Genomic DNA, 18956 nt, shown 5'->3' on the forward strand with positions numbered 1-18956 from the left:
CTGCCGGGCAAACGGATTCGCTAGCAAATTGTCAGTTGTTGCGTTTTTAACGCGTCCCCGCGCAGGAAACATTCCAGGCAGTAAGATCGGCGCGCGATTTGCGTACGGACACGCCCGCCGTTTTGCCGATATCGCTTTCGAACACCATCATCGGCAAGCCGTCTTTGGCTTTATCGAGCGCGATGAGGTGGAAGTTGCGCGAGCGGATTGGCGCGCAGTTGGTGTTGCCCGCCATCAGCAAGCGAGCGCTTTGCAGCAGTTCGTTTTGCGACTGGATCAGGCGCAACTGGTCGATATCCGGCATGTCGGCGCGCAGGGCGACCGGCGTGCCGGGGGGCGCGCTGCATTGGGGCGTGTGATTGATCCAGGTGAGTGTGGTCTGCCGATCGCGCTCATGCCACGCGCCGTCCTCGCGCACAAACTCCGTACGCTGCATGCGGCACAGCGGCAGCACGATGCGCTGCGGCGCGCTGTCGGCGTACGCGCTGAACCGCCACTCCTTGCGCTGCGGCGCGCGCGTCACCAGCACGGGCGGCACTTGCGCCGCTTCCGGATAGCGGGCATGGTAAAAAGTTTCGAAGCTCTTTTGTTCGGCGCTCGTCGGCGCCCGCGTGTCCTGCGCCATCGCCACGACAGGCAGCAGTAGCGCCGCCCAGATTGCTGTTCGCATTGATTTCCTCCCGCGGCGATTATAACGGGGGGCTTGGCGGCAACGCACTGACTGGGTTATGATCGCATCGCTGCCGCAAGGCGGCACACGCTAGGGGTCCTGCGCGCTGAGAGGTGCGCGGGTGAGAAATACCCTCCGAACCTGATCTGGATAATGCCAGCGAAGGGAAGCTTCAGGATGTCCGCATGCGCCGCTCTGCCGGTGTTTGCGTGTGCAGCCTAACCTCCTTTGCTGGCTCCTGCCGCAAAGGAGCCAAAACTTGAACGCCAATCCGCAATTCCTCGCCGCCGAGGCCGAGGTAGACAGCGCAGCGATCGCACCGCTGCCCAATTCCCGCAAACTGTATGTCACCGGCAGCCGTGCCGATATCCGCGTGCCCATGCGCGAGATCAGCCTGTCCGGCAATAACGCACCGGTCACGGTGTACGACACCTCCGGACCTTACACGGACCCGGATGTGCAAATCGATATCCGCAAAGGCCTGGCCACACCGCGTGCGCCGTGGATCTCGCAGCGCGGCGACACCCTGCAGCTGGATGGACCAACTTCCGGCTACGGCAAGCAGCGCCTGGCCGATCAAGCGCTGGACGCCCTGCGCTTCGAGCTGCAACGCACGCCGCGCCGCGCGGCCCTTGGCCGCAACGTAAGCCAGATGCACTACGCGCGCCAGGGCATCATCACGCCCGAGATGGAATTCATCGCGATCCGCGAAAACCTGCGCCGCAAGGAATACCTCGAAGGTCTGCGCGCATCGGGACCGGACGGCGAAAAGATGGCGCGCCTGCTGGGACGCCAGCATCGCGGCCAGTCATTTGGCGCCAGCATCCCGGACGAGATCACGCCGGAATTCGTGCGCGAAGAAGTGGCGCGTGGCCGTGCCGTGATCCCGGCCAATATCAACCACCCGGAAGCGGAGCCGATGATCATTGGCCGTAACTTCCTGGTGAAGGTGAACGCCAATATCGGCAACTCCGCAGTGACCTCGTCGATCGGCGAGGAAGTCGAGAAGATGACCTGGGCCATCCGCTGGGGCGCCGACACGGTGATGGACCTCTCCACCGGCAAGCATATTCACGAAACGCGTGAATGGATCATCCGTAACAGCCCCGTGCCGATTGGCACCGTGCCGATCTACCAGGCGCTGGAAAAAGTCAATGGCAAGGCCGAAGACCTCACCTGGGAAATCTTCCGCGATACCTTGATCGAACAGGCGGAGCAGGGCGTCGACTATTTCACGATCCACGCCGGCGTGCTGTTGCGCTATGTGCCGCTGACGGCTGAGCGCATGACGGGCATCGTCTCGCGCGGCGGTTCGATCATGGCGAAATGGTGTCTGGCCCACCACAAGGAAAACTTCCTGTACACGCACTTCGAAGAGATCTGCGAAATCATGAAGGCCTACGACGTGACCTTCAGCCTGGGCGACGGTCTGCGTCCCGGCTCGGTGTATGACGCCAACGACGATGCCCAGCTGGGCGAGCTGCGCACCCTGGGTGAACTGACCCAGATCGCATGGAAGCACGATGTGCAGGTGATGATCGAAGGTCCGGGCCACGTGCCGATGCAGCTGATCAAGGAGAACATGGACATCCAGCTGGAGCAGTGCGACGAAGCGCCGTTCTACACGCTGGGTCCTTTGACGACCGACATCGCGCCGGGCTACGACCATATCACTTCCGGCATTGGCGCGGCGCAGATCGGCTGGTACGGTACGGCCATGCTGTGCTACGTCACGCCGAAGGAGCATCTCGGCCTGCCGGACAAGGATGATGTCAAGGAAGGCATCATCACCTACAAGATCGCGGCCCACGCTGCGGACCTGGCGAAAGGCCATCCGGGAGCACAGATCCGCGACAACGCGCTGTCCAAGGCGCGCTTTGAATTCCGCTGGGAAGACCAGTTCAATCTCGGCCTCGATCCGGACAAGGCGCGCGCTTTCCACGACGAGACCTTGCCGAAAGACTCGGCCAAGGTGGCGCACTTCTGTTCCATGTGCGGTCCGCATTTCTGCTCGATGAAGATCACGCAGGAAGTGCGCGAGTTTGCGGAAAAAGGCATGGTCGAAAAGTCGATTGAGTTCGTGAAGAACGGCGCGCAGATTTATCGCGAGCAGCAGCCATGATCCAGATTGAACTGAACGGGGCGCCGCACCAGGTGCCGCCGCAGCAGACGCTGCACGCGCTGGTGGCAGCGCTGCAGCTGGAGGGCCAGGCGCTGGCGCTGGCCGTCAATCGCAGCGTGGTGCCGCGCCAGCGCTGGCACGAGCACACGCTGGCGGCACACGACAAAGTAGACATCGTCCGCGCCATTGGCGGCGGTTAGAACCGGAAGCGTAAAACAGGTGCCTGCCACGCCGTGGCAGGCACCAGCCTGGCGCCGCGGGTTCTGCGCGGCGTCCGGCCACGAAAGGAAGATCATGAACGATTACCTCACAATCGCAGGAAAGCAGTACAAGAGCCGCCTGCTGGTCGGCAGCGGCAAATACAAGGATCTGCAGCAGACGCGCGAAGCGACCGATGCGGCGGAAGCGGAAATCATCACAGTGGCGATCCGCCGCGTGAACATCGGCCAGGACCCGAAGGCGCCCAGCCTGCTCGATGTGCTGCCGCCTTCCGACTACACCATCCTGCCCAACACGGCCGGCTGCTACAACGCGAAGGACGCCATCTACACGCTGCAAATGGCGCGCGAACTGCTGAATGGCCACAAGCTGGTCAAGCTGGAAGTGCTGGGCGACGAAAAGACCCTGTTCCCGAATATGCCGGAAACCCTGGCCGCGACGAAGGAACTGGTGCGCGATGGCTTCGACGTCATGGTCTATTGCAGCGATGATCCGATCCAGGCGCGCATGCTGGAGGACATTGGCTGCGTGGCCGTGATGCCGCTGGCTTCGCTGATCGGCAGCGGCATGGGCATTCTCAATCCGTGGAATCTGTCGCTGATCATCGAACAGGCGAAGGTGCCGGTGCTGGTGGATGCGGGCGTGGGCACGGCGTCCGACGCGGCGATTGCCATGGAGCTGGGCTGCGACGGAGTGCTGATGAACACCGCCATCGCGGCCGCGCAGGACCCGGTGCGCATGGCGCGTGCCATGAAGCTGGGCGTGCAGGCGGGCAGGGAGGCTTATCTGGCGGGCCGTATGCCGCGCCGCTTTGCCGCTTCGCCGTCTTCGCCGATGGCCGGGAGGATCGCGTGAGCGTTGGCGAGCGGCCTTGCGTGCTGGTGTTTGCCGGCGCCGATCCGTCCGGCGGCGCCGGCATTGCGGCGGACATCCAGGCCATCACGGCCCTGGGCGCCCATCCTTTGCCGGTGCTGACGGCGCTCACGGTGCAGGACAATAACCGCGTGCACAGTGTGGTGCCGGTGGCGGCGGAAGTGGTACTGCAGCAGGCCCGCGCGCTGCTGGCCGCAGTGCCGGTCAGCGCGGTGAAGATCGGCATTCCCGGCAGCGCGGAAAATGCGGCGGCCATTGTGGCATTGATCGCCGAGATGCGCGCCACGCACCGCGCGGCAGCTGGTGCGGCGCCTGGCTGGGCGTCGAAGCTGTACAGCGACCCGCCCGTGGTGCTCGATCCCGTGCTGCGCAGCGGCCTGGGCGACGCGCTCGGTGCCGGCGACGCCACCGCTGCGCTGGCCCCGCTGCTGCCATTCGCCACTCTCATCACTCCCAACGGCCCCGAAGCCGCCGCGCTGGCCCAGCGCGCCCGCGCCGACCTGCGTCCGCTCCCCGCGCCAACCAGCCGCCCCCGCGCCGTCGCCGACGCCGCCGCCAGCAGCCCGGCGTCGCCCGGCGTCGCCTTCCCCGGCGACGCGCGGTCGGCCGGCGCAGCTTCCGCCGGTGATCTGCCCAGCCGCGGCGCGGCGCGGGAGCGCGCGATGGTGAGTGCGGCGGCGGCGATCGGTGCGCATCACGCCGCGCTGGCGCATGCGCACAGCTTGCGTGCGCTGGGCTGCCAGCATGTGCTGGTGACGGGCGGCCATGACGACGGTGAACAAGTGGTAAACCGCTGGCTGGGGCCGACCCAGCAGCAGAACTGGAGCTGGCCGCGCCTGCAAGGCAGTTTTCATGGCAGCGGCTGCACGCTGGCGTCGGCGATTGCGGCCCTGCTGGCGCAAGGCTGCAGCATGGCGCAGGCGCTGGCGAAAGGGCAGGGCTATACCCAGCGTGCGCTGTCGTCCGCTTATGCCATCGCCCCCGGCCAGCGCATCCCGCAGCGCTGGACCATCTGAAGGAGACAACAAATGCAAGGACTCTACCTCGTCACCCCCGACTGGGACGACACCGCCCGCCTGCTGGACGCCACCGAACAGGCGCTGGCTGCCGGCGTGGCGCTGCTGCAGTACCGCCACAAGACAGCCAGCGAGGCCCTACGCTACGAGCAGGCCGGCAAGCTGCAGGCCCTGTGCCGCCGCCACGGCACACCCTTCATCATCAACGACCACCTGGCGCTGGCGCAGGAACTGGACGCGGACGGTATCCACGTCGGCGGCACCGACATGAGCGTGGCCGCCGCGTGCGCTGCGCTGGGCGCCGGCAAGCTGGTGGGCGCCACCTGCTACGGCGAACTGCAGCGCGCGCATGAGGCGGCGGCACAAGGCGCCAGCTACGTGGCCTTTGGCGGCTTCTATCCCTCGCGGGTCAAGAAGTACGCGGTGACCACGGCGCCGCAGATCGTGGCCCAGTCGCGCGCGGCGCTGGCCGCGCCGGTGGTGGTCATCGGCGGCATGACGCCAGAGAACGCGGCGCCGCTGGTGGCGCAAGGCGCGCACATGGTGGCCGCGATCAGCAGCGTGTACCAGGCAAGCGACGTGGGGGGCGCGGTGCAAGCCTTCCGCGCCCTGTTCGGAGAAACGGGCTTATAATTTCCGCATTGCCATAAGCCCAAGGTTGCCGAACATGAATGCTCCCGCACCGAAGCGCCTGATCCTCATCGTCGACGACGACAAGTTGCTCACCGAATACCTGGGCGAGCTGCTGCGCCATGCAGGCTATGACACGGTGGCCGCCCATTCCTCGGATGAAGCCCTGCAAGCGATCGGCGAGCGCGAGCCCGACCTGGCCCTGCTCGACATCCACATGCCCGGCATGAGCGGGCTGGAACTGGCCAAGCAGCTCAACCGCAATACTTCGGTGCCTTTCATGTTCCTGTCCGGCCGCGGCGATGCCGATGCGGCCAAGCAGGCGGCGGCCTACGGCGCCGTGGGCTTCGTGGTGAAGCCGGTCGACGAGCACCACTTGATGCCCGCCTTCCAGGCCGGCCTGGCGCGGGCCGACGAAATCCGCCAGCTGCGCCGCACCGAAATGAACCTGAACGCGGCGCTGGCGGCCGGGCGCGAAACCAGCCTGGCCGTGGGCCTCCTGATGTGCAAGTACCAGACCGACCGCAACACGGCGTTCGAAGTGCTGCGCGACCATGCCCGCTCCAGCCGCCGCAAGATCAATGAAGTGGCCGAGCAGCTGCTGCAGGCGGAGGAAATGTTGAACGGTTTGCATGCTGCATTTAATGCACGCCTGAAGAAATAAATCTTTCTGCGCAGCGCACGCTGCGCTACACTGTCGCTTACGGCAGCGCGAGCCGTTCATCCGCCCGCGCCGCTGCCCGGCCGCCATTCCCCCGCCGCCGTCCCCGATTTCTTCGGCCCAGCTCCGCCGACCATCCCAGTAGCGGAGATTTCCATGATTATGTCTTCAGACGAGACCTATGTGCTGCCGCGCGTGCTGCACGTGGACCCTGATCACGATGCTGCCGTGGTGCTGGCCACCTTGCTGGTGCCGGATACCGAAGTGGTGCACGTAGCGACTCTGGCGGCGGCCCAGGCCCACCTGGCCGCCCACGAATTTGCCCTGGTGGTGCTGGACCCCAGGCTGCCGGACGGCGACGGCCATCATCTGGTGCAGCATTTGCGCGCCCGCAGCCAGCACACGCCGGTGCTGCTGTATTCGGCCAGCCAGCCGGTGCCGCACCATCAGGCGCACGCCTTCCTGCCCAAACCCTGGACCTCACCCAGCCAGCTGTGGCGCACCGTGGCCCTGCTGCTGGGCATTGACCCGCTGGTGCCGCCCGCGCTACAGGCCATGGCGCCGCCGCTGCAACCGCTGGAACCCTGAGCGCCACGGGCGGATGGCTGCTCTCCTTGCTATGATGTCGTTTTATTCATAGCAGGGGAGAGTACACAATGAAAACCAGGGCAGCCGTAGCATGGCAGGCGGGCAAGCCGCTGACCATCGAGGAAGTGGACTTGCAGGGTCCGCGCGCCGGCGAGGTGCTGGTGGAAATCAAGGCCACCGGCATTTGCCACACGGACCAGTACACCCTGTCCGGCGCCGATCCGGAAGGCATCTTCCCCGCCATCCTGGGCCATGAAGGCGCGGGTGTGGTGGTCGAGTGCGGACCGGGCGTGAACTCGCTGCGCGCGGGCGACCACGTGATCCCGCTCTACACGCCGGAATGCCGCCAGTGCAAATTCTGCCTGTCGCGCAAGACCAATCTGTGCCAGGCCATCCGCTCCACCCAGGGCAAGGGCCTGATGCCGGACGGGACGAGCCGCTTCTCGCTGGATGGCAAGCCCATCTTCCACTACATGGGCACGTCGACCTTCTCCAATTACATCGTGGTGCCGGAAATCGCGCTGGCCAAGATCCGCAGCGACGCGCCGTTCGACAAGGTGTGCTACATCGGCTGCGGCGTGACCACCGGCGTGGGCGCCGTGCTGTTCACCGCGAAGGTGGAAGCGGGCGCCAATGTGGTGGTGTTCGGCCTGGGCGGCATCGGCCTGAACGTGATCCAGGGCGCCAAGATGGTGGGCGCCAACAAGATCATCGGCGTCGACATCAATCCGGCGCGCGAGAAAATGGCGCGCGATTTCGGCATGACGGACTTCATCAATCCGAAGGATGTGGAGAATGTGGTGGACGCCATCATCCAGCTGACCGATGGCGGCGCGGATTATTCGTTTGAGTGCGTCGGCAATACCACTCTGATGCGCCAGGCGCTGGAGTGCTGCCACAAGGGCTGGGGCAAGTCCATTATCATCGGCGTGGCGGCGGCGGGGCAGGAGATTTCCACCCGCCCGTTTCAGCTGGTCACCGGCCGCGAGTGGAAGGGCTCGGCCTTCGGCGGCGCGCGCGGGCGCACCGATGTGCCGAAGATTGTCGACTGGTATATGGACGGCAAGCTGCGCATCGATGAGCTGATTACCCACACCCTGCCGCTGGAACGCATCAACGAAGGCTTCGAGCTGATGGAGCGCGGCGAGTCGATCCGCTCCGTTGTGATGTTCTGACCCTGCGGCCGCGCTGGCCGCCGCCGCGGCGCTGCCGCGGTTTTGCATCTTATTCCTCGTATTCCGCCGTCCGTCGCATTCGCGCGGCGGCGGCGCTGACGCCGACGTAAAGTTCAGCTCAACACGTCGCGTCCGCATCTAGACAAAAAATTCTAGACACTTAGATCTAGATCATTTATTCTAGGTTCACATAATAACGAGGAGCACCCATGAGCAACCTGCTGAACGCACTGATACCGGCCCTGGGCTGGTCGCTGCTGCACTTCCTGTGGCAGGGCTTGCTCATCGGCTGGGCCGCCACGGTGGCCCTAGTCCTGCTGCGCAACGCGCGGCCGCAAGCGCGCTACGCCGTGGCCTGCGCGGCGCTGCTGCTGTGTGCGGCACTCCCGCTGGCCGGCACGGTGAGCCGCCTTGCTGCCGCCACGGCTCCCGGCGCGGCCACCATGGCCAGCCTCCTGCCGCCACCCATGGACGCCGCGGCCATCCCCGCCGCGCTGCCCGGCAGTGCCGACGCCTTCTCCGTTCATGCGCACGCCGCGTCTGACCCCGCTTCCGTTGTGCAAAGCTCCCATGCCGAGGCGGCCGGTGCCGGCGCGGCACCAGGCGCGGTGGCGCTGCGCGCGGCCCTTTCCACCGTGCTGGACGACGACCAGCTGATCGCTCTCGACTACACCCTGCGCCGCCAGATCCCCTGGCTAGTGCTGCTATGGGCTGGCGGCGCCGCCCTGATGACTCTGCGCCTCTCGCTTGGCCTGCAATGGGTGCAGGCGCGCACGCTGCCGGACCACTACCACGCTGACCCGCAGTGGCAAGGCCGTCTGGACCGGCTGGCCCAGCGCTTCGGCCTGCGCCGCGCCGTGCGCCTGGGCATTTCGGATGATGAGCTGGACGGGCCGATGACGGCAGGCGTATTGCGTCCCGTGGTGCTGGTGCCGGCTTCGCTGCTGAGCGGCCTGCCGCCCGACTTGCTGGAGGCGCTCCTGGCGCACGAACTGGCGCATGTGAAGCGCCACGACTACCTCGTCAATCTCATCCAGAGCGCGATCGAGATTGTGCTGTTCTACCACCCGACGGTATGGATGCTGTCCAAGCGCATCCGCGCCGAGCGGGAACAGATTGCAGATGATTTGGCCGCAAGCACGCTCGGCGAACCGCGGCGCCTGGCCCTTGCACTTTCCGAACTGGACAAGTTCCAGTTTTCAACCTCGCATTTTGCTGCCCCCGCGGCACACGGAGGAGATCTCATGTCCCGTATCAAACGCCTGCTGCGCCCTGACGCCGAGCCGCTCAGCTGGAAGCTGGCTACCCCTTTGCTCGGCCTGTGCACGGCCTGCGTGGTGCTGTACGCCCACGCCGCCCCCGCCGGCCAAGCCGACAGCGCGCCCACAGCCGCAGTATCCAGCGCCCCCAGCGCGCCAGCCGACGCGCCGGACGCCCCAGCGGCCGTCCCGAGCCGCGCCATCGCCCCCAGCCCCGACGGCTGGAGCGCGGTCCCGCCTGACGCACCCGCTGCGGCCCCAGCCGCAGCTGAGGCTCGTGCCGTTGCACCAGCCCCCGATGCTGCTGACGCTCCCGACGCCGCTGCAGCAATGACCGCTGCTCCAGCTGCCGCTCCGGCGGCAGCTGCCGCGCCTGCTGCTGCCCCTGCTGCTGCCGCAGCACCAGCCGCCGCTGCGGCCCCTGCCGCTGCTGTCGCTCCGGCCCACGATGCTGCCGCCGCATCGGCCGCCTCTGCCGCCCCAGCCGCCGCTGCGGCCCCTGCCGTTGCTATCGCTCCAGCCCACGCTTCTGCCGCTGCATCGGCCGCGGTAGCAGCCCGCGCCGCCCAGGCGGCGGCTGCTGACGGCGCCGCAGCCGCCGCGGACTCCGCGCGTGCTGCCGACGCCGCCTCCGTCCGCGCCGAGCGTGACGCCGCGCGCGCCGCCCGTAATGCTGCCCGCGATGCTGCGCGTACCGCCCGTCTCGCCCGCAACGACATCGACCCTGTGCCGCCGGTACCGCCGGTGCCGCCCGCACCACCAGCTCCGCCTGCACCCAACGCCGCGTTGCCCGCCGTCCCTGCTATCCCGGCCCTGCAAGCCCATCCAATGCCGAAACCGCCCAAACCACCCAAGCCACCCAAAGGTGAAGGCGACGGCTGGCATTACAGCTTCAGCGACGATGGCCGCAACCTGTCCTACGCCATCATCCGTGACGGCAAGAAAGTCTCGATCACTGGCCGTCGCAGCGACTGGGAGCAGCTGAGCAAAGTCCAGTCCGACGTCAAAGGCGATTTCGTCTGGGTACGCAAGGACGGCAAGGCATACGTGATCCAGGACCCAGCCCTGCTGGCCAAGGTCGCTGACGCCTGGAAGCCGGTCGAAGCGCACGCTGCCAAGATGGAAGAGCAGGGCCGCGCCATGGACGTGCGCGGCAAGGAAATGGACAAGCTGGGCGAGCAGATCGAGAAGGCCGTGCAGGAAGCCATGGGCGGGCCTGAGCAGCGCGCCGCCATGCGCAACTTCGAGCGCCAGATGGAGCAGCTGGGCCGCCAGCAGGAACGCATCGGCCGCGACATGGGCCGTGTTGGCGAGCGTATGGCCGATGCCAACGAGGAGCAGCGCGCAAAGCTCAACGAGCAAATGCGCCAGCTGCAGGAAAAGATGCAGCCCCTGCAGGAGCAAATGAGCAAGGCCGCCCAGCAGTTGGCCGCCCAGCACGCCAAACTGGATTCCAGCCGCGAGCCGATGGCATCGCTGCACCGCCAGATGGCCGAAGCCAGCAAGCCGATGCAGGAACTGGGCCGCAAAATGGGCGAGCTGGGCCGCGAGCAGGGCCGCCTTTCGCGCGAGGCCGACAAGACCGTGCGCGACCTGATCGACGACGCCATCACCTCCGGCCGCGCCAAACCCGTGCTGTAAAACTGGTGGCTGCCACATCGTGGCAGCCACCTGCTCTCCGCCTTGGGTTCTGATCAGGTCCGTGGCACGCTACGGCCCCTGTCTTCACTCATCATCCCGTTGCCGTCGCTTCCCTGGTAGGCAAGTGCTGGCATAATGGGTGGCCAACCTTGAGAGATCGCCTGCCATGAAGAATTACATTGCTGCGCTTGTCCTCTGCCTGATCGCTGATGCCGCGTCGGCCTGCAAAGTGCCGGCGGTGGCGTCGGATATGCAGGCTTATCTGCGGTCGAACAATATGCCGAAGGTGGTCTTGAAGGGCAAGGTGGCGGAGGTCACGGAGATGCTGCGGCAGGGCGGGGTGGTGGAGCAGCGGATCGAGATTGAAACCTCGTCCTGGTGGCGCGGCGAGGCGACGCCGACCATTACGATGATGACCAGTTCCGGCGCCATGTCCGGCACCAGCTGCGAGGGCGTGTGGGACTTCTCGGTAAAGGTGGGCGAGGAATGGCTGATCGTCGGCGTGATCAATGACGGCATCGTGCATCCGCTGCCCAAGTTGAGCACAAAGATCGTGGACGGCAAGGTGCCGCCCCAGCTGTTGAAAGTTCTTGGCCGGGGCAGGACCGCCAGTTAAATCCGTTCCAGCTTGGCGACGGACAGGTCGAGCACCTTGATGCCGACCGCGCCGAAGTTGATCTGCGCGCGGCAGTTCGCACCGCTGCCTTCGATATTGATGATCACCCCCTCGCCGAACTTGGCGTGCGCCACCGACTCGCCGATGCGCCAGCCGGTGCCGCCCGACTTCTGGTTGATGCGTGCGGCCAGCTGATTATCCGCCGACGGCACGGATGGCATCTCATCCCAGGCGGAACGGCGCGAGCCGCCGAACCAGCTTGGCTGCACGCGCGGCGACAGCCACTTCAGGGACTCCTCCGGCAGTTCGTCGAAGAAGCGCGACTTCATGTTGTAGCGCGTCTGGCCGTGCAGCATGCGGGTCTGGCAGAAGGACATGTACAGCCGCTTGCGGGCGCGCGTGATGGCCACGTACATCAGGCGGCGTTCCTCTTCCACGCCGCCGTCTTCCTTCGATGAACTTTCGTGCGGGAACAGGCCTTCTTCCAGGCCGGTGATGAAGACGTTGTCGAATTCCAGGCCCTTGGCCGAGTGCACGGTCATCAGCTGCAGCGCGTCCTGGCCGGCTTGCGCCTGGTTGTCGCCCGCTTCCAGCGAAGCATGCGACAGGAAGGCGGACAATGGCGACATCACGGTTGCCAGCGGTGCATCGGCATCGAGGATTTCGACGCCATCGGCCACCACTACCTGCGCGCCGGACGCAGCTTGTGCGGCCGGGCCCAGGTGCGCAGGCGCGCCTTGTCCGAAGCCTTCTTCCGACACGAACTGGCTGGCCGCCGACACCATCTGCTCCAGGTTTTCGATGCGGTCCGCGCCTTCCTTCTCGTTCTGGTAATGCTGCAGCAGGCCGGACGATTCCAGCGTGATGCGCACCAGTTCCGGCAGCGCCATTTGCTGCGTTTCGAAGCGCACGCCTTCAATTAATTTCGTGAACGAGCCGAGCGCGCTGCCCGCCTTGCCGACCATATAAGGCACGGCGGCATACAGCGAAATACCGTAAGTTTCGGCCGCGTTCTGCAATTGCTCAATCGTGCGCGCACCGATGCCGCGCGCCGGGAAATTCACCACGCGCAGGAAGGCCGAATCATTGTGCGGATTGTCCATCAGCTGCAGATAGGCGATGGCGTGCTTGACCTCGGCGCGCTGGAAGTAGCGCAGGCCGCCGTACACGTGGTAGGGCAGGCCGGCCGAGAACAGGGCGTGTTCGATCACGCGCGATTGTGCATTGGAGCGGTACAGGATGGCGATCTCGGAACGCAAGGCGCCTTCCGCCACCAGACTCTTGGCTTCCTCGATGATCCACTGCGCTTCCTGCAAATCGGAGGAAGCCTCGTACACACGTACCTGTTCGCCGTGGCCGGCGTCGGTGCGCAGATTCTTGCCGAGGCGGCGGCTGTTATTCGCGATCAGCAGATTGGCCGCATCCAGGATGTGACCGTGCGAGCGATAGTTCTGTTCCAGCTTGATCAGGTTCCCGACCTGGAACTCGCTTTCAAACGCCTGCATATTGCCGACGTTGGCGCCGCGGAAGGCGTAGATGCTCTGGTCGTCGTCGCCCACGGCAAACAGGGCGCCACCGAACTGCGACTGGTGGCCCGCCATCAGCTTCAGCCAGGCGTACTGCAAGTTGTTGGTATCCTGGAATTCGTCCACCAGGATATGGCGGAAGCGCTGCTGGTAGTGCTCGCGCAGCGGCTGATTGCGCGACAGCAGCTCGTAGGTACGCAGCAGCAGCTCGGCGAAATCGACCACGCCTTCGCGCTGGCACTGATCGTCGTACAGCTGGTAGAGCTCGACCAGCTTGCGTTCCATGGCGTCGTAGGCTTCCACCGCCGAGGCGCGCAGGCCCTGGTCCTTGTTGTTGTTGATGAAGTACATCACCGTTTTCGGCGGAAACTTCTCATCATCGATATTGTTCGCCTTCAGCAGGCGCTTGATCATCGACAGCTGGTCTTGCGTGTCGAGAATCTGGAACGTCTGGGGCAGGGCGGCGTCGCGGTAGTGGGTGCGCAGCAGGCGGTTGCACAGGCCGTGGAAGGTGCCGATCCACATGCCGCGTGTATTGATTGGCAACATGCCCGACAGGCGGGTCAGCATTTCTTTCGCCGCCTTGTTGGTAAAGGTAACCGCCAGTATCCCGGCCGGCGAAACCTGTCCGGTCTGGATCAGCCAGGCGATGCGGGTAGTCAGCACGCGCGTCTTGCCCGATCCGGCGCCAGCCAGGATCAGGGCATTTTGGGACGGCAGGGTAACGGCTTGGAGCTGTTCGGGATTGAGGTTGTGGAGAAGATTTTGCATCCCGCCATTATACCGGCGGCAGCTCCTCCGGCGCGCCGAACACCTGGCGATAGCTGGCGTACAAGGCGCAGTGGATCAGGATGATCAGCATCATCCACAGCATCAGCATGAGGATGGTGCCCACACCGCCCGCACCGAACAGCAGCAGGATCAGCTGCACCGACAGCAGCAGGATGCCGAACAGGCTGAGCAGGAAAACCAGGAAGGCTTTCAGCGCATGCCACACCGAGAAAAAGCTGTAGAACAGGGCTTTGAACAGGCCCATGTGCTGCCAGCTCACCAGCGGCACCGTGAACCAGAAAGCCATCATGGCGGGCAGATAGATCAGCATGGCCAGCAAGAGCGCGCCGCCGATGCCGGACTCGGCCAGTTCTTTCGGGTCCGGCTGGCCGCCTTCGGTCACCATCTTGAGCAGGGCGCCGCCGTCGGCCAGCATGGAAATGCCCAGCGCGATGGCCGCGATCATAATGTAGAGCAGGCCCAGCAGCACGAGCGTCGGCACGCCCGGCGCACGGAAGCCTTGCGGCAGCAGGCGCGGTTCGATGCGCGCGCCGCGGTCGATGTTCAGGCAGGCCTGCAGGAAGATGGCGCTGAACACGGGCGCCAGCGCAACCGGCACGATCTGGCCCAGAATCGGGATCAGACCGAGCACGACAAACATCAGCATATAGGCGATCTGGATCATGAACAGGCCGCCCGGCTGCTGGCGGAACAGCGCGAAGCCTTGTCTGATCCAATCCCAACCGGCGCTGGCGGGCAGCTTGTTCATGGCGCCAGCACCGGTGCCGCCACGGCAATGCGTTCGCGCAGAATGCGTTCGAAATGGCCGGGGTCGTGCGGCGTCAGCAGCTCGGCTTCACGCGGCAGGTGCAGGTCGTACAGGCGCGACAGCCAGAAGCGCAGGGCGCCGGCGCGCAGGCAGGCTTGCCAGGCATCCTGCTCCGCAGCCGTGAAGGGACGCACCGCGTGGTAGGCGTCCAGCATGGCGCGCACGCGGGCCACGTCCAGCACACCCGTGTTCAGGTCGATGCACCAGTCGTTGACCGTCACCGCCACGTCGAACAGCCAGGTATCGCAGCCGGCAAAGTAGAAGTCAAAGAAGCCGGTCAGACGCTCGCCGTCAAACATCACGTTGTTGCGGAACAGATCGGCATGCACCGGGCCTTGCTGCAGGGCCGCGTAGTTCGTGTCCGCGTGGAAGGCGTCCTGGAAGGCCATTTCCTCGCGCAGCAACTGGGCTTCGTCCGGTTTCAGGAAGGGCAGCACGGCCGGTACGGCTTCATGCCACCAGTCGATGCCGCGCAGATTGGGCTGCTGCAGGGGGAAGTCCTGTCCCGCCAGATGCATCTTCGCCAGCATGGCGCCCACTTCCGCGCAATGCACGGGCTGCGGGTCCATCTGCGAGCTGCCTTCCAGTTTGGAGACGATGGCGGCCGGCTTGCCTTGCAGCGGCACGCACAGGGCGCCCTCCGCGTTCGGCACCGGATCGGGCACCAGCACGCCGTGCTGAGCCAGGTGGCGCATCAGTTCGAGGTAGAAGGGCAGTTGTTCAAAACTCAGGTTCTCGAAGAGGGTGAGTACATACTCGCCGCGTTCGGTACTGAGAAAAAAATTACTGTTTTCGATGCCGGAGGCGATGCCTTTCAGCGCCAGGGCCTTGCCAAGAGGGAATTGCGGAATCCATTGGCGTACGTCGTCCAACGTGACGGGAGTAAAAACTGCCATGAGCAACCAGGTTAAATGAGTCGATGGGGCCTATTTCGAAGCTGGCGCGGCAGGCGGCGGCGGAGGCGCCTCGGCGGCATCCTCGGCAGCGGCATTTTCTGCGCTGCGCTTTTTCTTCTTGGCGGCGATATCGAACTCCATCACGGTCCAGGCAGGGCCGCGGATGGCTTGGCCCATGGTGTCGCCGGGCATGGCCGTGCCGGCCGGCGGACGGTGGTTGACCGTGTACACGCTCTTGCCGCTTTTCACCGTGGATTCGGTGATGCGGCCGCCTTCGCGCTTCTCTTGCACTTGCTTGTCACTGCCTGGCTTGGTGGTCACCGTGATCGGGTTGTCCACTTCCTCGATTTGTTCGAGCTGGGGCGGCGCCTTGCTGGGCGCCTGTTGGGCGACAGCGGCAGTTGCCACGAGGGACAGGGCCAGGGTGAGGGCGGAAGCGCGCATGATGGGGTGTTCGCGTGGTTTGTTATAAGGTTCATTGTAACAAACTGACCAAAAGCTGCCAGCCAAAACTCTGCGATAATGGAATATTGAATTTTCCGCCACAGGCCCCATATTTCCGCTCTATGCAAACTACCCTGCTGTTAGTCGACGGTTCCAGTTATCTCTACCGCGCATTCCACGCGCTGCCCGACCTGCGCAGCCCGGACGGTTACCCCACCGGCGCCATGCACGGCATGGTCAATATGCTGCGCAAGCTGCGCGCCGATTTCCCCGCCGCTTACATTGCCTGCGTGTTCGACGCCAAGGGCAAGACCTTCCGCGATGATATGTACCCGGAATACAAGGCCACGCGCGCCTCGATGCCGGACGATCTGCGCCTGCAGATTGAACCCATCCACGAAGCGGTGCGCGCCATGGGCTGGCCGATCCTGATGGTGGACGGTGTGGAAGCCGACGACGTGATCGGCACTCTGTCGGTCGACGCTGAAAAGAACGGCATGGAAGTGATCATTTCCACCGGCGACAAGGACCTGGCCCAGCTGGTCACGCCCAAGGTCACTCTGATCAACACCATGACCAACGAGAAGCTGGACGAAGCCGGCGTGCTGGCCAAGTTCGGCGTGCCGCCCAACCGCATCATCGATTACCTGACCCTGATCGGCGACACTGTCGACAACGTGCCGGGCGTGGCCAAGTGCGGCCCGAAAACGGCGCTCAAGTGGCTGCAGGAGTACGACAGCCTGGAAGGCATCATGGCCAACGCCGACAAGATCGGCGGCGTCGTGGGCGGCAATCTGCGCGCCGCGCTGGAATGGCTGCCGAAGGGCCGCCAGTTGATTACGGTAAAGACGGATTGCGACCTCAAAGAGCACATGATGTCGATTTCCGAATCGCTGGTCGCAAAAAGCGAAGACCGTGAACTGCTGCTGGCCTTCTTCAGCAAGTACGGCTTCAAAACCCTGCTGCGCGAACTGGGCGGCATGACGCCTGCTGCGCCAACCGGCGCAGCGGCCGCCGCGCCTGCGCCGTCCGCGCCGGGCGCCACGCAAGACCTGTTCGCCGCGCCACCGGCCACCGTCAGCTATGAAACCGTGCTGACCGAGGCCCAGCTGGACGACTGGCTGGCGCGCATCGACAAGGCCGGGCTGACCGCCATCGATACCGAAACCACCTCGCTGGAACCGATGCTGGCGCAAATGGTCGGCATCTCGCTGGCCATCGAGCCGGGCATCGCCTGCTACATCCCGCTGGCCCACCGCTATGCCGGTGCGCCGGTGCAGTTGCAGCGCGACTTGGTGCTGGAGAAAATGAAGCCGTGGCTGGAAGACGCATCCAAGCCTAAACTCGGCCAGAACCTGAAGTACGACGCGCATATCTTCGCCAACCACGGCGTGGCCCTGCGCGGCATCGTGCACGACACGCTGCTGCAATCGTATGTGTTCGAATCGCATCGCACCCACGATATGGACAGCCTGGCCATGCGCCACCTGAACCACAAGACCATCGCTTATGAAGAGGTGTGCGGCAAGGGCGCCAGCCAGATCGGCTTCGATCAGGTGGAGATCCAGCGCGCCACCGAATACGCGGCGGAAGATGCCGACATCACCCTGCGTCTGCACCTGGCGATGCACGGCCACGTCGCCGCGCACGAAGGCCTGACCACGGTCTACAACACCATCGAACTGCCGACCGCTGTCGTGCTGCAAAAGATTGAACGCAATGGCGTGCTGATTGACGCCGGCCTGTTGAATACGCAGTCCAGCGAGCTTGCCGCGCGCATCGTGGAGCTGGAGCAGAAGGCTTACGAACTGGCCGAGCAGCCTTTCAATCTGGGCTCGCCCAAGCAGATCGGCGAAATCTTCTTCACCAAGCTGCAGCTGCCTGTCATCAAGAAGACGCCAAGCGGCGCGCCATCCACCGACGAGGAAGTGCTGCAGAAACTGGCCGAGGATTACCCGCTGCCGAAAGTGCTGCTGGAATACCGCTCGATGTCCAAGCTGAAGTCCACTTACACGGACAAGCTGCCGAAGATGATCAATGTGTCCACCGGCCGCGTGCACACCAATTACGCACAAGCCGTGGCGATCACCGGCCGTCTGGCGTCGAACGATCCGAACCTGCAAAACATCCCGGTGCGTACCGCCGAGGGGCGCCGCATCCGCGAAGCCTTTGTGGCGCCGGCCGGTTCGCATATCGTGTCAGCCGACTACTCGCAGATCGAGCTGCGCATCATGGCCCACATCTCGGGCGACGAAAACATGCTGCGCGCTTTCGCGGAAGGCGAGGACATTCACCGCGCCACCGCCGCCGAAATCTTCGGCGTGGCGCCGGCCGAGGTGCAATCCGAACAGCGCCGCTACGCCAAGGTGATTAACTTTGGCCTGATCTACGGCATGAGCGCCTTCGGCCTGGCTGCCAACCTGGGTGTCGACCGCGCTGCCGCGCAAAGCTATATCGACCGCTACTTCGCCCGCTTCGCCGGCGTGAAGCGCTATATGGACGAAACGCGCGCCGAAGCAAAGGCGCAGGGTTATGTGCAGACCGTGTTCGGCCGCCGCCTGTGGCTACCGGAGATCAATTCGCCCAACGGCCCGCGCCGCCAGGCCGCCGAACGCGCGGCCATCAACGCGCCGATGCAGGGCACGGCCGCCGACCTGATCAAGCTGGCCATGATCGCGGTGCAGGACTGGCTGGAGTCGTCCAACCTGCGCAGCAAGATGATCATGCAGGTGCACGACGAACTGGTGCTGGAAGTGCCGGACGACGAGCTGGCGCTGGTACGCGAAAAGCTGCCCCAGCTGATGGCGGGCGTCGCCAAGCTGAACGTGCCGCTGGTCGCCGAAGTCGGCGTCGGCAAAAACTGGGAAGAGGCGCACTGAACCCTAACCCCAGGGTCAGACCCTAGGGTCTGACCCCGATTTTAGGGTTCGCCGATTTTTGTCACGGCCACCTGACAAATTTTGGCAACCTGCCGACAAATTCTGTCAGAATGGCCAATCTGATAACCTTGGGAGGTGGCG

The 18956-nt window shown here is 64.8% G+C and carries 16 protein-coding genes and 1 riboswitch; of the genes, 11 read left to right on the forward strand and 5 right to left on the reverse strand.

Going from position 1 to position 18956, the window contains the following annotated elements; translation table 11 throughout:
- Window positions 1-46 precede the first annotated feature (46 nt).
- A complete protein-coding gene (locus AB4Z19_RS13425; RefSeq protein WP_442027679.1) occupies window positions 47-670 on the reverse strand; it encodes a hypothetical protein in 624 nt (207 codons plus the stop codon).
- An 82-nt stretch (window positions 671-752) separates the two neighbouring features.
- Window positions 753-855: riboswitch (TPP riboswitch) on the forward strand.
- Between the two features lie 74 nt (window positions 856-929).
- On the opposite strand from AB4Z19_RS13425, the gene thiC reads away from it, so the two are divergent.
- The 10 genes from thiC to AB4Z19_RS13475 all read left to right on the forward strand — a co-directional run bounded on the left by thiC (window position 930) and on the right by AB4Z19_RS13475 (window position 11470).
- On the forward strand, window positions 930-2792 hold the full coding sequence (thiC, locus tag AB4Z19_RS13430) for a phosphomethylpyrimidine synthase ThiC (RefSeq protein WP_442027677.1): 1863 nt from the start codon (window positions 930-932) through the stop codon (window positions 2790-2792).
- Window positions 2789-2992, forward strand: coding sequence for a sulfur carrier protein ThiS (thiS, locus tag AB4Z19_RS13435; protein ID WP_442027676.1), 204 nt, complete (start codon window positions 2789-2791; stop codon window positions 2990-2992). The genes thiC and thiS overlap by 4 nt, the downstream gene beginning before the upstream one ends.
- Window positions 2993-3086: 94 nt before the next feature.
- Window positions 3087-3866 (forward strand): thiazole synthase, encoded by a 780-nt coding sequence (locus AB4Z19_RS13440; RefSeq protein ID WP_442035417.1) that lies wholly within the window; start codon window positions 3087-3089, stop codon window positions 3864-3866.
- Complete coding sequence (gene thiD, locus AB4Z19_RS13445) at window positions 3863-4900, forward strand: bifunctional hydroxymethylpyrimidine kinase/phosphomethylpyrimidine kinase (protein WP_442035418.1); 1038 nt, start codon at window positions 3863-3865, stop codon at window positions 4898-4900. The genes AB4Z19_RS13440 and thiD overlap by 4 nt, the downstream gene beginning before the upstream one ends.
- 12 nt (window positions 4901-4912) lie before the next feature.
- Window positions 4913-5533 carry a thiamine phosphate synthase gene (thiE, locus tag AB4Z19_RS13450; RefSeq protein ID WP_442027719.1) on the forward strand — a complete coding sequence of 207 codons (621 nt, stop codon included), beginning with the start codon at window positions 4913-4915 and terminating at the stop codon, window positions 5531-5533.
- 34 nt (window positions 5534-5567) lie between these two features.
- Window positions 5568-6194 carry an ANTAR domain-containing response regulator gene (locus tag AB4Z19_RS13455; protein ID WP_442027717.1) on the forward strand — a complete coding sequence of 209 codons (627 nt, stop codon included), beginning with the start codon at window positions 5568-5570 and terminating at the stop codon, window positions 6192-6194.
- Window positions 6195-6347: 153 nt separating this feature from the next.
- Window positions 6348-6779 carry a response regulator gene (locus AB4Z19_RS13460; RefSeq protein ID WP_442027716.1) on the forward strand — a complete coding sequence of 144 codons (432 nt, stop codon included), beginning with the start codon at window positions 6348-6350 and terminating at the stop codon, window positions 6777-6779.
- 68 nt (window positions 6780-6847) lie between these two features.
- Complete coding sequence (locus AB4Z19_RS13465; RefSeq protein ID WP_442035419.1) at window positions 6848-7954, forward strand: S-(hydroxymethyl)glutathione dehydrogenase/class III alcohol dehydrogenase; 1107 nt, start codon at window positions 6848-6850, stop codon at window positions 7952-7954.
- Window positions 7955-8163: 209 nt separating this feature from the next.
- A complete protein-coding gene (locus tag AB4Z19_RS13470; RefSeq protein WP_442035420.1) occupies window positions 8164-10854 on the forward strand; it encodes a M56 family metallopeptidase in 2691 nt (896 codons plus the stop codon).
- Between the two features lie 166 nt (window positions 10855-11020).
- Window positions 11021-11470 carry a hypothetical protein gene (locus AB4Z19_RS13475; RefSeq protein WP_442035421.1) on the forward strand — a complete coding sequence of 150 codons (450 nt, stop codon included), beginning with the start codon at window positions 11021-11023 and terminating at the stop codon, window positions 11468-11470.
- Here AB4Z19_RS13475 and AB4Z19_RS13480 read toward each other — a convergent pair.
- The 4 genes from AB4Z19_RS13480 to AB4Z19_RS13495 are packed head-to-tail and all read right to left on the reverse strand — an operon-like array spanning window position 11467 to window position 15936.
- Window positions 11467-13767: a UvrD-helicase domain-containing protein gene (locus AB4Z19_RS13480; RefSeq protein ID WP_442035422.1), complete on the reverse strand. Its 2301-nt coding sequence runs from the start codon at window positions 13765-13767 to the stop codon at window positions 11467-11469. The genes AB4Z19_RS13475 and AB4Z19_RS13480 overlap by 4 nt on opposite strands.
- 7 nt (window positions 13768-13774) lie before the next feature.
- Window positions 13775-14536 (reverse strand): BPSS1780 family membrane protein, encoded by a 762-nt coding sequence (locus AB4Z19_RS13485; protein WP_442027517.1) that lies wholly within the window; start codon window positions 14534-14536, stop codon window positions 13775-13777.
- Complete coding sequence (locus tag AB4Z19_RS13490) at window positions 14533-15492, reverse strand: homoserine kinase (RefSeq protein ID WP_442035423.1); 960 nt, start codon at window positions 15490-15492, stop codon at window positions 14533-14535. The genes AB4Z19_RS13485 and AB4Z19_RS13490 overlap by 4 nt, the downstream gene beginning before the upstream one ends.
- Window positions 15493-15522: 30 nt before the next feature.
- Entirely contained in the window at window positions 15523-15936 is a 414-nt protein-coding gene (locus AB4Z19_RS13495) for a hypothetical protein (protein ID WP_442035424.1), read from the reverse strand.
- Window positions 15937-16058: 122 nt separating this feature from the next.
- Between AB4Z19_RS13495 and polA the strand changes: the two genes are divergently transcribed.
- Window positions 16059-18815, forward strand: a complete 2757-nt coding sequence (polA, locus tag AB4Z19_RS13500) for a DNA polymerase I (RefSeq protein ID WP_442035425.1) — start codon at window positions 16059-16061, stop codon at window positions 18813-18815.
- Window positions 18816-18956 lie beyond the last annotated feature (141 nt).

Origin of the sequence: Pseudoduganella sp. RAF19, assembly GCF_052114165.1 — a bacterium.
In the GTDB taxonomy this organism is placed as follows: Bacteria; Pseudomonadota; Gammaproteobacteria; order Burkholderiales; family Burkholderiaceae_D; genus Rugamonas.